Raw genomic sequence first — 12,704 nt, 5'->3', positions numbered from 1 at the left:
CTATATGGCATTTGAAGGATTATCAAGCCGGCTGCAGAACGTGTTCAGCAAGCTGCGTGGCAAAGGCAAGGTATCGGAGGACGATGTAAGCGAAGCGATGCGCGAAGTAAGGCTGGCTCTGCTGGAAGCCGACGTTAACTTCAAGGTCGTGAAGGATTTTATCGCCAAGGTCAAAGAAAAGGCTGTCGGTAAAGAAGTTATGGACAGCTTTACGCCAGGCATGGTCATCATTGATATTGTAAACAAGGAACTGACCGACCTGATGGGAGGAAGCCAGTCGAAGCTGGCTCGTGCAACGAAGCCGCCAACCGTTATTATGATGGTGGGTCTGCAAGGCGCGGGTAAGACGACGACGTCCGGCAAGCTGGCCAAAATGCTCCAGAAGCAGAATCACCGTCCACTTCTCGTGGCGGGCGATATCTACCGTCCGGCTGCGATCAAGCAGCTCCAGGTGCTGGGTGAACAGATCAAGGTTCCGGTATTCAGCCTCGGTGACCAGACCAGCCCGGTCGAAATCGCCAAAGCCGGTCTGCAGCACGGTAAGGACAATGGTCACGATTATGTGATCATCGATACCGCCGGCCGCCTGCATGTCGACGAGGAACTGATGGAAGAGCTCCGTCAGATCCACAGTCATGTGAATCCTGATGAAGTGCTCCTCGTCGTCGACAGTATGACGGGTCAGGACGCAGTTAATGTGGCGGATCACTTTAACAAGCAGCTTGAACTGACAGGTGTGGTGCTGACCAAGCTGGATGGAGATACCCGCGGCGGTGCAGCCTTGTCTGTCAAAGCGGTGACAGGCTGTCCGATCAAGTTTGCGACGCTTGGTGAGAAGCTGGATGCCCTGGAACCTTTCCATCCGGAACGGATGGCTTCACGGATTCTTGGTATGGGCGACATGCTCTCTCTGATTGAGAAGGCCCAGTCGAACATCGATACCGAGAAAGCCAAAGAAATGGAACGTAAGATGCGAAATGCTGAATTTACGTTCGATGACTTCCTGGAGCAGATGGACCAGGTGAAGAAGCTTGGGCCAATAGACCAGATTCTGGACATGCTCCCGGGTATGGGCAAGATGAAGCAGATGAAGGACATTAAGGTGGACGATAAGCAGATGGGACGGATTGAAGCTATCGTTCAATCCATGACTACCGATGAGAAGCAGAGCCCGGAGATCATTAATCACAACCGCCGCAAGCGGATTGCACTGGGAAGTGGTACCTCGCTTGCCGAGGTGAACCGTCTGATCAAGCAGTTTGATGAAATGCGCCGGATGATGAAGCAGTTCTCGGATATGATGGGTCCTAAAGGCGGCAAGAACAAAGCAATGAAACAGCTGAAAAGTCTGGGCAAGGGAATGAAATTTCCATTCCGTTAAGCAGATTCCAAATATCATTTTGATTTCTTGAAGGAGGTGAATTTTCGTGGCAGTTCGTATTCGTCTGAAACGTATGGGTGCTCATAAAGCGCCATTCTACCGTCTAGTGGTATCGGATTCCCGTTCCCCGCGTGACGGCCGTTTTATCGAGGAAATCGGTTACTACAATCCAGTTGCTCAACCAGCTGATGTAAAAATCGACGAAGATAAAGCAATCAAATGGCTTCAAAACGGTGCGCAAGCATCCGACACCGTTCGTAACCTGCTTAGCAAAGCTGGTGTTATGAAGAAGTTCCATGAGCTTAAACAACAGAAATAATTGGTGCTGATTCGGAGGGTCATCTATGGAAGAATTAGTGGTTGTTATTGCTAAGGCTTTAGTCGATCATCCGGAGGATGTGGCCGTGAACACCGTGGAGAAGGACCGGCTTATTGTCTATGAACTGACCGTGCATCCTGATGATGTAGGGAAAGTGATCGGTAAGCAGGGACGGATTGCCAAGGCGCTTCGCACAGTCGTCACATCAGCAGCAGTTAAGATAGATAAACGGGTTACCGTGGATATCATATCTTAAATATACGATTGGGGGTTAGGATACTTGTCCTAGCCCTTTTTCGTACATCCCGGCATGCTGTGACATCTCTTAGGGAAACCTCAAGATAGATGGTCATGGATTAAGCTTCTGAGGTTTTAATTTGTAACGTTAAGCTCACAGGCTAAATAGGCTGCTGGGAAGACAGGTATCCCGAAACGTAAAATGCACCTGCACAGGAGGAGCGCATGCAGCAATTATTTAATGTAGGCAAAATTGTTAATACTCACGGCATTCGGGGCGAGCTCAAAATTCTGCTGTTGACTGATTTTCCGGAGCAGCGTTTTGCCAAGAACAGCAAGCTTTTGATTGAAACACCGGATGCCAAACGGATTGATGTTACGGTAGAGAGCAGCCGTTTTCAAAAAAACATGGCGGTCGTCAAATTCAAAGATTATGGCAACATCAATGAGGTAGAGAAATATAAGGGAAGCACACTGAAGGTATCTGCCGAATACATGGAGGAACTGGACGAAGACGAGTTTTATTTCCATGAAATTGTCGGCTGCACGGTACTGACAGACGAAGGGGAAGAACTCGGAACCATCAAGGAAATTCTTACTCCAGGAGCAAATGATGTATGGGTAGTCCAGACACCTGCACGCAAAGAACTGCTGATTCCTTATATTGAGGATGTCGTCCTCCATGTGGACAAGCATAACAAACGAATTACGGTGAAGCTGATGGAAGGATTAATCTGACATGAAGGTGGACGTATTAACCCTGTTCCCTGAAATGTTTGAAGGTGTGTTCGGTACAAGTATTTTAGGTAAAGCCAGAGAAAAAGGTATCGTTGCACTTCAGGCTGTTAACTTCCGCAATTACGCAGGCAACAAGCATGGTCAGGTGGATGATACGCCATATGGCGGCGGAGGCGGTATGGTGCTAAAGCCGGATCCGATTTTTGCTGCGGTCGAGGATTTACTTGAAAATGATACGGCAGTACGCCCCCGTGTTATTCTAATGTGCCCGCAGGGAGAGACATTCACACAGAAAAAGGCAGAGGAGCTGTCCCGAGAAGAGCATCTCATTTTCATCTGCGGTCATTATGAGGGATATGACGAGCGGATTCGCCAGCACCTCGTCACAGATGAACTTTCTATTGGGGATTATGTCCTGACCGGAGGGGAGCTTCCTGCCATGGTGGCTATTGATAGTGTGGTGAGGCTGCTGCCGGGAGTGCTCGGTAATGAGACCAGCGCAGTCACGGATTCCTTCAGTACAGGCTTACTCGAATATCCTCACTATACGCGTCCGGCTGATTTCCGTGGACATCAGGTTCCAGACGTGCTGCTCTCCGGCCATCACAGCAATATTGAAGCCTGGAGACGACAGGAGTCCCTGCGGCGGACCTTTGAGCGCCGTCCTGATCTTCTGAAGCATGCAGACCTTACCGTGAAAGAGCGGCAGTGGCTTAAAAGTCTCGAAGAACAGTCTGCTCAACGAGTCACGGATTAGCCTAGTTCAGTAGTAAAAGTAAAAGACCGCGAAGCGCTGGATTCAGCTGCTGCGGTCTTTTTAGCGGGGAATTAAAAGTCTATACCGGGATTTTAAAATCAAAGCCGTAGAGCTTCGACAGCTGATCAAACTGCTGCTGATACTGTTCCAGTACATGCAGCGCTTCAATATAGGCATCAAGAACATGCCTGTGGATATTCAGATCGGTTGAGTTTAGCGTTTCTCCGTCTTTGCTGTTCAGGGAAATCCCGTATTCCTGCAGGACCATCAAATCTTCAATTTTCATCTTTGTCACCCGGATTTCTCTAAAGTTTCATTGGCTGCTTGGAAACAACTGTGCCTACGCCGTATTTATGGTTATAAGGATAGTATATCGGCAGATGGCTGGCGCATGCATAGGATTTCATTCATTTTTAATCTTGCGGTTGTCTGAGAAGGCATCCGTTAAATAAACAGAAAGAACATCCGAATAAGCATCATAGGATTAAAAGATTTCAGTTGCAAAGGCATTTACCACATGATACAATAAGTCTGTTGTGTGGAATACGGTGGTCCTCTACAGATGATGATGGAAACCAGAGTTTCCGGAAGAAGTATGAACACCTGTACGGAAGGAGGGAGTCCTAGATGAATATCGTACAAGCGATTACTGAAGAACAACTGCGCAAAGATCTTCCGAGCTTTCGTCCTGGTGACACTTTGAAAGTGCACGTTAAGGTTATCGAGGGAACTCGTGAACGCGTTCAGCTGTTTGAAGGTGTAGTTATTAAACGTCGTGGCGGCGGAATCAGTGAGACTTTTACAGTTCGTAAAATTTCTTACGGTGTAGGTGTGGAAAGAACTTTCCCGCTTCATTCCCCGAAAATCGATAAAATCGAAGTGGCTCGCCGTGGTAAAGTGCGTCGTGCGAAGCTTTATTATCTTCGTGAACTGCGCGGTAAAGCAGCGAGAATTAAAGAGATTCGCCGCTAATATGGCGATAACGGAAGGGCTTGTTTACAAGCCCTTTTCGTTTTTCTACATATTTTTTTTGCTTATTTGTAATTGGATATCTTCGGATAGTATGATATGACATAGCTGCTAAATATGTATGTAGCTTCTAACATAGGACGAATGCATCCTGTACAGATTAGACGGGGAATGAAACCCGGGAAGGACGGTGAATCATGGATCGTGATATTCAACAAGGAACTTCGGGAAGAACGGATGATTATGAAGGTCCTGAGCAGCCGGAGGGAACAGTCAGCACGCAGGACCAACTTGTGGAAGCACCTGCAGGCAAACGAGCCAAGAAGCCGAAGAATGAAGCTGTAGAATGGTTAAAAGCCATCATTATCGCAGTCGTACTGGTTATATTGATTCGATGGCTGTTATTCAAGCCGTTTATTGTAGACGGACCTTCCATGAATCCAAACTTTGAGACAGGCGAGCGAATTATCGTGAATGAGATCCTGTATGATTTCCGGGCACCGCAGCGCGGCGAGGTCGTGGTGTTCCATGTGCCGGAAGAAGGCAGAGACTTCATCAAGCGTGTTATCGCTGTTGCAGGTGACAAAGTTGAGGTTGAGGGCGACGAGGTTCTGGTTAACGGCAAGAAAATTTCCGAGCCTTACATCCAGGGTCGTATTGATCAGGCGAAGGCGAATGGTACCACTTATAACGATAAGGATTTCCCGGAAGGTGTAGTACCGGAAGGACATATCTTCGTGATGGGTGACAACCGTCCAAACAGCAATGACAGCCGTATGATCGGCTATATCTCACTGAAGGAAGTGATTGGCCGCGCAGATGTGATTTTCTGGCCAGTCAAGGATATTCAGTGGATCAAACACAAATATTAATGTATTAGAATTGTACTAGGACAGACAGCGAGGTGATGACCGTGACGATACAATGGTTTCCCGGCCATATGACCAAAGCGCGCCGCCAGATTCAAGAGAAGCTGAAGCTGATCGATCTGGTGATCGAACTGATTGATGCCCGGCTGCCCCAGTCAAGCCGCAATCCGATGATTGATGAGATTTTGCAGGGCAAGCCGCGTATAGTAGTCATGAATAAAGCGGATCTGGCAGATCCAGAAGTAACCAAACAGTGGATAGCCGAATTCAAGGAACAGGGACTGACGGCACTGCCGCTGGATGCAGCAACGGGTACCGGTGTGAAGGACCTGCCGGTACAGGCACGTCTCTTGATGAAGGACAAAATTGATAAGCAGCTGGCCAAGGGGATCAAAAATCCGCGTCCGATCCGAGCATTGATTGTCGGAATTCCTAACGTGGGTAAATCAACCTTGATTAACCGGCTGGCAGGCCGAAACATCGCGGCAACCGGTGACCGTCCGGGCGTAACGAAAGGCCAGCAGTGGATCAAAGTCGGAACGGAAATGGAACTGCTGGATACCCCAGGTATACTGTGGCCGAAGTTTGAGGATCAGAATGTCGGCTATCGCCTGGCCGTTACCGGTGCGATCAAGGAAGAGATCTTGAACGTCGAAGAAGTTGCCTTCTATGCGGTAAAATATCTCGTGCAATATTACTGGGAGCCTTTTGCCGACCGCTTTGAACTGAAAGAGAAGCCGGAGGAGCTGGAGGAGCCGGATCAGATAGTCGCTGTCATGGAGGCGGTCGGCCGTAAACGCGGCTGCCTGATGGGCGGAGGCCGTGTCGATCTGGAGAAAGCATCACGTACAATCCTGCGCGAGCTTCGTGCCGGCAAAATGGGGCGTTACTCTATGGAGGCCCCTTATTAATTCCGAATGTGTGGTAACCGGCTGACAAGCCAGGGAAGGAAGCACCTCCCGCACTCCTGATGGAGTGCGGGATTTTTTATTGGAATGCATGAACAGTATTTGTGAAGCAGTGGGAAAACTGCATTTTTGCAGGAGGCTACCCCCGATTTACAGGCTGTGGTAAGCTGAAAGACAAACAGGTTCTAACCGTGAAAGAAGCAGGTGGGTTAAGAGATGACAGATTTGCTGCAATATGAGAAAGAGTGCTGGAACCAGCAGTATCACCGTGTGGCGGGTGTAGACGAAGTTGGACGAGGGTGCTTGTTTGGCGATGTCGTTGCCGCTGCGGTTATTCTCCCGGAAGGACTGGTTCTGGAGGGGGTCGATGACTCCAAGAAGCTGTCCGAGAAAAAACGGGAGCTTCTGTATGATCAGATTATGAAAGAAGCGCTGTCTGTAGGTGTCGGCCATGTCGACGTGGAGACTATAGACCGGATTAATATCAAACAGGCCGCCAGGTTGGCGATGAAGCGTGCGGTTGAGGCACTGGATCCTGTTCCGGATTATCTGCTCGTCGATGCGGAGAAGGTCGATCTTCCGCTGCCCCAGCTGGCGATTATTAAAGGGGATGCAAACAGCCAATCGATTGGTGCCGCCTCAATCATAGCTAAAGTCACGAGGGACCGGCTGTGCAAGGGAGAGTGGGAAGCCCGCTATCCAGAATACGGCATTGCTGTACATAAAGGTTATGCGACGAAGCTGCACCGGGAACAGATTCTCGCACTGGGACCGACGCCGCTGCACCGCCGCAGCTTCCTGGGTAATTTGCTGCTGGAGCAGCCAACCTTATTTGATCTGTAGATGTAAGAGGATGGCATCGTAAAAGGATGCAAATGCAAAAAAGGGCATTTTCCCAGGTCCGGACAGTGTGCTGTATGTGCTGCTCTCGGGTTAGCAAATCAAAGCGGAGGCTTCAGCCGATATATTCTTCATAGAGCAAATTAGTTAAAAACGAATGTATCAGTCCATTTCGGAGATGAGTTGTACAGCTGTAACACTATATCCTCGGGACTTGGTAAATAAGGAGGGGTGAGATGAATATCGGTTCCGTCATCAGAGGCCTGCTGGGGGACAGCAAGCCTGGAGAACCCAGACAATTGGAACTGCAGAGCGGCCAGGTTGTTCGGGGCACTGTGCTTAAGGTGAATGAAGAGGGGAATGAAGCGGTGCTGCAGATCCAGGGAGTACAGGTGAAGGCGAAGCTGGAAACACCCCTGCAGGAAGGGCAGACGACCCTGCTTCAGGTTGAGCCGCAGGGAGATAGCAATTTGCCAACCCTTAAGCCTTTGTCGAATGCATCTAATGTTGTAATTCCGGCCCAGACACTGGGGGAGGTCATGGAAGCCCTGGAACTGCCGAATACTAAACCCAATCAGGAATTGATTCTGGCCATGAACCAAAGCGGTATTCCCCTGACGAAGGAGAACGCGGAACTGCTGCGTGGGACGCTTCAGTTTAAACCGCCATCGGTACCGCTGGATGAGTGGGTTCAGTCGGCTTCAGTTGCCCTTCAGCGGGGACTTCCTGTAACGGGAGAGAGCATTAAAGGGCTGCAGCAGACCATCTTCGGTCCTCCGCTTCATCAGCTGCTGGCGGCCTTGGAAGAACAGCTGCAGACCCTGAATTCCGAGTTATCAGCACCACCGGGGAAGAATATGGCATCTGCTGCCGGCATGTCTCAACCGCAGCCGAGCGGCACGGCATCTGCTGCAGCCGCGCCCAATGCAGCTAAGGCCGCCGCTGTACCAGCAGCCGCCTCCACGCCACTGCCTGCTGCCTCTGTATCAGCAGATGCAGCAGAGCCTGCACCTTTAGGTGGACACATGCCCGCTCCTGCAGGCTTCCCGGATGGGAAAGTCCGCACACCGGCAGGCGCTCCAGACGGAAAGCCGAACCTTCCTGCAGGCTCTTCCACCGGTGCCGCTGCCGTGGAGGAAGCGGAAGCTGTGCCGCTACCGCAACAACCGGCAGCCACCGCGGCGCAGGAGAATATACCTGCGCGCACTGCAGGCACGACGACGTCCGTGCCTGACGGTCAACCGGCTGCTGTCCCGCAGCCGGCCGGGAAGCCCGCTGGCTCCGCTTCAGCGGGCGCATCGGCGGCGGTGCCCGTGGACACCGCCGAACCGCACCTTCCGGCGGAACCGTCCGCCGGGAACCGCGCGCCGCAGCCAGCCGCTGCGGCAGCAGTGCCAGCCGCCGGGACGCTGGCACAAAAGGTGCTGGCGCTGCTGCAGGAGCTGCGCAGCGCCGCCCAGCCGCCCGAGCCGGCGGCTGAACCAACTGCTGCCGCCTCCGGCAGGGCAGCAGCGGCACCCGCCCCACCGGCAGAGCCGTGGGTGGGCCGGGTGCTTAAGCTGCTCGGCGCGGAGCACGAGCAGCAGTCGCTGCGCGCGGCGGCAGTAGCCGCGCAGCATCCGCAGGCGGCGGCTGTGCCCGCGCCGCCGCAGCGAGCAGCCGCAGGTGAAGCGGCTGCTCTGGCAGCGTCCCCGCTTGGGGACGGCCCGGTGGAGGCGGCTGCACAGCCAGCCGCACCGGACAGCCTGAAGGGAACGCTGCTGCAGCTGCTGGGCAGTGACGACGTGCCGCCCCAGCTGAAGGAAACCGTGCAGCAGGTCGTTCAAAGCCTGACCGGTCAGCAGCTGCTGTTAAATAACGATAAAGCAGCTCCCTTTGCCCAGATGCATCTCTTTGTGCCGTTTGTTGGCCCGGATGGGGAGGTCACCGCATCGGTTCAGGTTCAATCCCGCCGCGGTAAACGGGGGGAGCTCGATGCTTCAAACTGCCGCCTGTGGTTTGATCTGGATATGAAGGCGCTGGGCCCTACTCTGGTGGATGTCCATGTCGTTGACCGGATCGTAACCCTCAAGGTCCATAATGATCAGGAATGGGCGGAAGCGCTGCTCCAGAACGGCAAAGAAGAGATTGGCCGCGCTTTGTCAGGCATGGGTTATCAGCTGCTGTCTCTGAAATCACTGCCTCTTCCTGAGCGGACCCGGGTTCAGGAGACAGCGCAATCTGCGGCTCAGGCCTACATCCCGGACACATACAAAGGGGTCGATGTCAAAATATGAGCGAACCGGATTCCAAAACTCCGCCTGCTGTGAAGCGGGCAGTCGCACTCAAGTATACGCCCGGTCAGATGGAGGCGCCAGTCGTTGTGGCCAAAGGATCTGGGCGTGTCGCAGATAAAATTCTGGAGAAAGCCATGGATCATGGCATTCCGGTCCAGGAGGATGCTGCGCTGGTAGAGGTCCTGTCCAAGCTGGATCTGGATGAGCAGATTCCTGTTGAGCTGTATCAGCTGGTGGCGGAGGTGCTGACCTATATTTACCGGGCGGACCAGAAGGCCAGAGGGGATACATCGTCATGGTGAAGAGACCCAGCCGCCAGGAAGTGGGGAAAACAGGGGAACAGCAGGCGGCCCTGTACCTGGAGAAGCGGGGATACCGCATTCTGGAGCGCAACTGGCGCTGCCGCAGCGGTGAGCTTGACCTGATTGCTGAAGCAGACCATTCACTGGTTATGATTGAAGTTCGCAGCCGGACAGGCTCCGGCTTTGGTACAGCCGCCGAGTCTATTGATGCCCGCAAGATCAATCAGGTTCGCTCTACGGCCGCCATATATGTACACCAGACAGGATTCCATAACCAGGACAGATCGCTTCGCTTCGATGTCATCACCGTTCAATTCGGCAGATTTCCCTTGGAGTTTGAAATTCAGCATATTATCAGCGCCTTTTAAGGCGGGATATTGATACAGATGCCTTTCCGTGTAACCGGAGGGCATTTTTTTTGTGCATGGGGACGACCGATAAAATGGCAGACAGAGACAGACGGAGGCTGCTGGGAAGTACATAGATCCTTATAGGAAAGCGGAGAGTGAACCATTGCTTTGAGTAGATGGGGTTATGGAGAGGGAAGCGGGCCGAAGAGGATGATAACGGTCACAGGAATTTGACTTTAATTTGAAACATATAGTAGCATGTAGATGTAGCCATTGATAATGATTTTCAATTAGTTATGGACGATGTGCACCAAACGTGTGCAGGTCATGATCCTGGAAAGGGGAAGTAACATGAAGGATTCGCATTTACATACAGAAACGGTGCAGGAAGTGATACGCGGACGCAGGACTGTTAAGAAATTTACTGATCAGCCGTTAACGGTGGAGAAGATTACTGAGCTGCTGGATACGGCCGTGTGGGCGCCTAATCACAAGCTGCGTGAGCCCTGGCGTTTTATCGTTTTCTCTGGAGAGGGACGGAGCAAACTGTATGATGCCATTTCGGCAGAGCTGGGAGAGGATCATAAATTTGCTGGCGTGAAGGAGATTCCGGCCGAAATTCTATTCGTTATGAAAGAAGACCCTCGTCAAGTCATTTGGGATGAAGATTATGCGGCAGTCAGTGCGCTGATTCAGAACTTTATGCTGGCGGCCTGGAGTGAAGGCGTTGGGACCTTCTGGGTTACGAAGCCGTTCCTTTATGCTCCGAAGTTCCGCGAGTATCTAGGGATCAAGCCGGGCGAGCGAGTGGTGGGCATGATTTATGCGGGATATCCGGACGTTGTACCTAAACCGCAGCAGCGTACGCCGGCTTCTGAGAAAATGACGGTGTTTGATTCATAAAACTTATGAATTGTTGTGAGTCCCCGGTCTTTAGACCGGGGATTTTTATATATTCAATCACCTGCTGGCTTCTCCCTGCTTCCAAGGGCTTGACAGCACCGGACATGGCTCAATGAACCAGCTTCATATCCAGGTTCCGGTATTGGATCGCTTCAGCAACATGTGCTCTGCTGATGGCAGCCGAATGGTCCAGATCAGCTATCGTCCGGGCCAGCTTCAGCACTCTGTCGTAAGCCCTCATGCTGAGTCCCAGGGCTTCCATCGTTCCCTGCAGGAACTGCTCGGCATCGCTTCCCAATAATGTATAACGGCGCAGCAGGCGGCCGGACAGCTCGCTGTTCCAGGACAAAGGCAGCCCGCGAAACCGCTGAGCCTGAATGCTGCGGGCAGACATCACGGCTGCCCGCATCTCTGCTGAAGACATACCCGGAGCTACAGAGCGCCATTCCTCCGGACGAGGCACATCCACCTGCAGGTCGATCCGATCCAGCAGCGGTCCTGACAGACGGGAACGATACTGTGCCAGGCGGGCTGGAGAACAGGTACAGCGGCTGGAGCCTAAATACCCGCAGTGACAGGGATTCATCGAAGCCGCCAGCATGAAATGAGCGGGAAATGTGAAGACCGCGCGGGAACGGCTGATTGTCACCTGTCGATCCTCAAGAGGCTGGCGGAGAACTTCAAGCACAGAGCGGCTGAACTCCGGAAGCTCATCCAGGAATAGAATACCTCGATGTGCCAGACTGACTTCGCCCGGCTTGGGAACAGACCCGCCTCCGATGAGTCCGCCGGCCGAGATGGTATGATGCGGTGAACGGAAGGGACGAAGCCGTGTGAGTGCAGCCGTTTCTTTTAATTTACCGGCAGCACTTAATATTTTGGTAACCTCCAGCGCCTCGTCCTCGGTCAGAGGAGGGAGAATGGTGGGGAGCCGCCGGATCAGCATGGTTTTACCAGTGCCTGGCGGTCCAACGAGCATAATATTGTGCATGCCTGCAGCGGCAATAGTCATGGCTCGCTTCACATGCTGCTGGCCGATTACATCACTGTAGTCTTCGGGTGAATCTGATAGGATAGAATCAGGATGAATAGTTAGAGAACCTGATTCGGTTGAATTCCTCACAGCCAGGTGATTATAATCCGGCAGAACCAGAGGCTCCTTCGTTTCACCCTGCTTGAATTCCGTCCTATTGCAGCCTGGAGGAACTAATTCGCGCAGGTGAGACAAGGCGTATATATTAATTCCGGAGATCAGTCCGGCTTCGGAGGTATTGGCTGCCGGCAGCAGAACAGAGTGAAAGCCTTGGCGCCTAGCCAAATCAACCATGGACAGAACGCCTTCAACGGGGCGGACAGCTCCGTCCAGTGCCAGCTCTCCGATGAAAAGAGTCCTGTCTGGAGAGGGAAGAGTCAATTGGCCGCTGGTGGTCAGCAGGCCGAGAGCGATGGCCAGATCGAATGCCGATCCCTCTTTACGCAGGTCGGCCGGGGCCAGATTAATCGTTACGCGCTGTGATGGATACTGATAACCGCAATTCTTAATCGCCGCCCGGACCCGTTCGACGGCTTCACGAATGGCCGAATCGGGAAGGCCGATGATATGAGTAATCGGAAGCCCGTTGGACAGATCGGTCTCAACCTCAATTTGTACGCCGTCAATGCCATACAGGCAGGCGCTGTTCAATCTACCGTACATAACAAAAACACCTCGTTCACCATAATAGTCCATGCTCAGCGGCAGCCAAACATGCGGATGGGAACAGGTGCTTCCTGATTTTTACAGATCATCTTAGAACGTATTGTACATTTCATGGGTTGAGGAAGTCAATAGATCATACACGCGTGTAAAGCACAA

15 protein-coding genes are annotated in these 12,704 nt (G+C 52.3%); 13 read left to right on the top strand and 2 right to left on the bottom strand.

Annotation, left to right across the window (positions count from 1 at the left end):
• The first annotated feature begins 4 nt into the window (after nt 1-4).
• The 5 genes from ffh (at nt 5) to trmD (ending at nt 3,432) form a co-directional block, all read left to right on the top strand.
• Nucleotides 5-1,381, top strand: a complete 1,377-nt coding sequence (gene ffh, locus Q5741_RS05485) for a signal recognition particle protein (protein WP_305023059.1) — start codon at nt 5-7, stop codon at nt 1,379-1,381.
• Nucleotides 1,382-1,427: 46 nt separating this feature from the next.
• The gene (rpsP, locus tag Q5741_RS05480) at nt 1,428-1,700 is read left to right on the top strand and encodes a 30S ribosomal protein S16 (RefSeq protein ID WP_305023058.1); all 273 of its coding nucleotides are present in this window, start codon (nt 1,428-1,430) and stop codon (nt 1,698-1,700) included.
• Between the two features lie 25 nt (nt 1,701-1,725).
• On the top strand, nt 1,726-1,956 hold the full coding sequence (locus tag Q5741_RS05475) for a KH domain-containing protein (RefSeq protein WP_305023057.1): 231 nt from the start codon (nt 1,726-1,728) through the stop codon (nt 1,954-1,956).
• Nucleotides 1,957-2,162: 206 nt separating this feature from the next.
• Nucleotides 2,163-2,675 (top strand): ribosome maturation factor RimM, encoded by a 513-nt coding sequence (gene rimM / locus Q5741_RS05470; RefSeq protein ID WP_305023056.1) that lies wholly within the window; start codon nt 2,163-2,165, stop codon nt 2,673-2,675.
• Nucleotide 2,676: 1 nt separating this feature from the next.
• Nucleotides 2,677-3,432 (top strand): tRNA (guanosine(37)-N1)-methyltransferase TrmD, encoded by a 756-nt coding sequence (gene trmD / locus Q5741_RS05465; RefSeq protein ID WP_305023055.1) that lies wholly within the window; start codon nt 2,677-2,679, stop codon nt 3,430-3,432.
• Between the two features lie 79 nt (nt 3,433-3,511).
• Here trmD and Q5741_RS05460 read toward each other — a convergent pair whose 3' ends face one another.
• Nucleotides 3,512-3,718: a hypothetical protein gene (locus Q5741_RS05460; protein WP_305023054.1), complete on the bottom strand. Its 207-nt coding sequence runs from the start codon at nt 3,716-3,718 to the stop codon at nt 3,512-3,514.
• Between the two features lie 341 nt (nt 3,719-4,059).
• On the opposite strand from Q5741_RS05460, the gene rplS reads away from it, so the two are divergent.
• From rplS to Q5741_RS05420, 8 genes are all read left to right on the top strand, one after another.
• Entirely contained in the window at nt 4,060-4,404 is a 345-nt protein-coding gene (gene rplS, locus Q5741_RS05455; protein ID WP_305023053.1) for a 50S ribosomal protein L19, read from the top strand.
• 194 nt (nt 4,405-4,598) lie between these two features.
• Nucleotides 4,599-5,273 carry a signal peptidase I gene (gene lepB / locus Q5741_RS05450; RefSeq protein ID WP_305023052.1) on the top strand — a complete coding sequence of 225 codons (675 nt, stop codon included), beginning with the start codon at nt 4,599-4,601 and terminating at the stop codon, nt 5,271-5,273.
• A gap of 41 nt (nt 5,274-5,314) precedes the next feature.
• Nucleotides 5,315-6,181 (top strand): ribosome biogenesis GTPase YlqF, encoded by an 867-nt coding sequence (gene ylqF / locus Q5741_RS05445; RefSeq protein ID WP_305023051.1) that lies wholly within the window; start codon nt 5,315-5,317, stop codon nt 6,179-6,181.
• Between the two features lie 213 nt (nt 6,182-6,394).
• Nucleotides 6,395-7,021, top strand: a complete 627-nt coding sequence (locus Q5741_RS05440) for a ribonuclease HII (protein WP_305023050.1) — start codon at nt 6,395-6,397, stop codon at nt 7,019-7,021.
• 233 nt (nt 7,022-7,254) lie between these two features.
• On the top strand, nt 7,255-9,294 hold the full coding sequence (locus Q5741_RS05435) for a DNA ligase (RefSeq protein WP_305023049.1): 2,040 nt from the start codon (nt 7,255-7,257) through the stop codon (nt 9,292-9,294).
• Nucleotides 9,291-9,596: an EscU/YscU/HrcU family type III secretion system export apparatus switch protein gene (locus tag Q5741_RS05430; RefSeq protein ID WP_305023048.1), complete on the top strand. Its 306-nt coding sequence runs from the start codon at nt 9,291-9,293 to the stop codon at nt 9,594-9,596. Before Q5741_RS05435 ends, Q5741_RS05430 begins: the two co-directional genes overlap by 4 nt.
• The gene (locus Q5741_RS05425; RefSeq protein ID WP_305023047.1) at nt 9,590-9,964 is read left to right on the top strand and encodes a YraN family protein; all 375 of its coding nucleotides are present in this window, start codon (nt 9,590-9,592) and stop codon (nt 9,962-9,964) included. The genes Q5741_RS05430 and Q5741_RS05425 overlap by 7 nt, the downstream gene beginning before the upstream one ends.
• Before the next feature lie 333 nt (nt 9,965-10,297).
• Entirely contained in the window at nt 10,298-10,849 is a 552-nt protein-coding gene (locus Q5741_RS05420; protein ID WP_305023046.1) for a nitroreductase family protein, read from the top strand.
• 109 nt (nt 10,850-10,958) lie between these two features.
• On the opposite strand, the gene Q5741_RS05415 is transcribed toward Q5741_RS05420, so the two are convergent.
• Entirely contained in the window at nt 10,959-12,545 is a 1,587-nt protein-coding gene (locus tag Q5741_RS05415; RefSeq protein ID WP_305023045.1) for a YifB family Mg chelatase-like AAA ATPase, read from the bottom strand.
• Between the last annotated feature and the right edge of the window lie 159 nt (nt 12,546-12,704).

It is taken from the genome of Paenibacillus lacisoli, assembly GCF_030580655.1.
Taxonomy (GTDB): domain Bacteria; phylum Bacillota; class Bacilli; order Paenibacillales; family Paenibacillaceae; genus Paenibacillus; species Paenibacillus lacisoli.
The sequence above is the reverse complement of the archived record's forward strand: the minus strand, read 5'-3'. Positions and strand labels throughout refer to the sequence as shown.

Coding starts and splice junctions, on each gene's coding strand:
- ffh (WP_305023059.1), top strand. CDS start 5: ATGGCATTTGAAGGATTATCAAGCCGGCTGCAGAACGTGTTCAGCAAG.
- Q5741_RS05475 (WP_305023057.1), top strand. CDS start 1,726: ATGGAAGAATTAGTGGTTGTTATTGCTAAGGCTTTAGTCGATCATCCG.
- rimM (WP_305023056.1), top strand. CDS start 2,163: ATGCAGCAATTATTTAATGTAGGCAAAATTGTTAATACTCACGGCATT.
- trmD (WP_305023055.1), top strand. CDS start 2,677: ATGAAGGTGGACGTATTAACCCTGTTCCCTGAAATGTTTGAAGGTGTG.
- Q5741_RS05460 (WP_305023054.1), bottom strand. CDS start 3,718: ATGAAAATTGAAGATTTGATGGTCCTGCAGGAATACGGGATTTCCCTG.
- rplS (WP_305023053.1), top strand. CDS start 4,060: ATGAATATCGTACAAGCGATTACTGAAGAACAACTGCGCAAAGATCTT.
- lepB (WP_305023052.1), top strand. CDS start 4,599: ATGGATCGTGATATTCAACAAGGAACTTCGGGAAGAACGGATGATTAT.
- Q5741_RS05440 (WP_305023050.1), top strand. CDS start 6,395: ATGACAGATTTGCTGCAATATGAGAAAGAGTGCTGGAACCAGCAGTAT.
- Q5741_RS05435 (WP_305023049.1), top strand. CDS start 7,255: ATGAATATCGGTTCCGTCATCAGAGGCCTGCTGGGGGACAGCAAGCCT.
- Q5741_RS05430 (WP_305023048.1), top strand. CDS start 9,291: ATGAGCGAACCGGATTCCAAAACTCCGCCTGCTGTGAAGCGGGCAGTC.
- Q5741_RS05425 (WP_305023047.1), top strand. CDS start 9,590: ATGGTGAAGAGACCCAGCCGCCAGGAAGTGGGGAAAACAGGGGAACAG.
- Q5741_RS05420 (WP_305023046.1), top strand. CDS start 10,298: ATGAAGGATTCGCATTTACATACAGAAACGGTGCAGGAAGTGATACGC.
- Q5741_RS05415 (WP_305023045.1), bottom strand. CDS start 12,545: ATGTACGGTAGATTGAACAGCGCCTGCCTGTATGGCATTGACGGCGTA.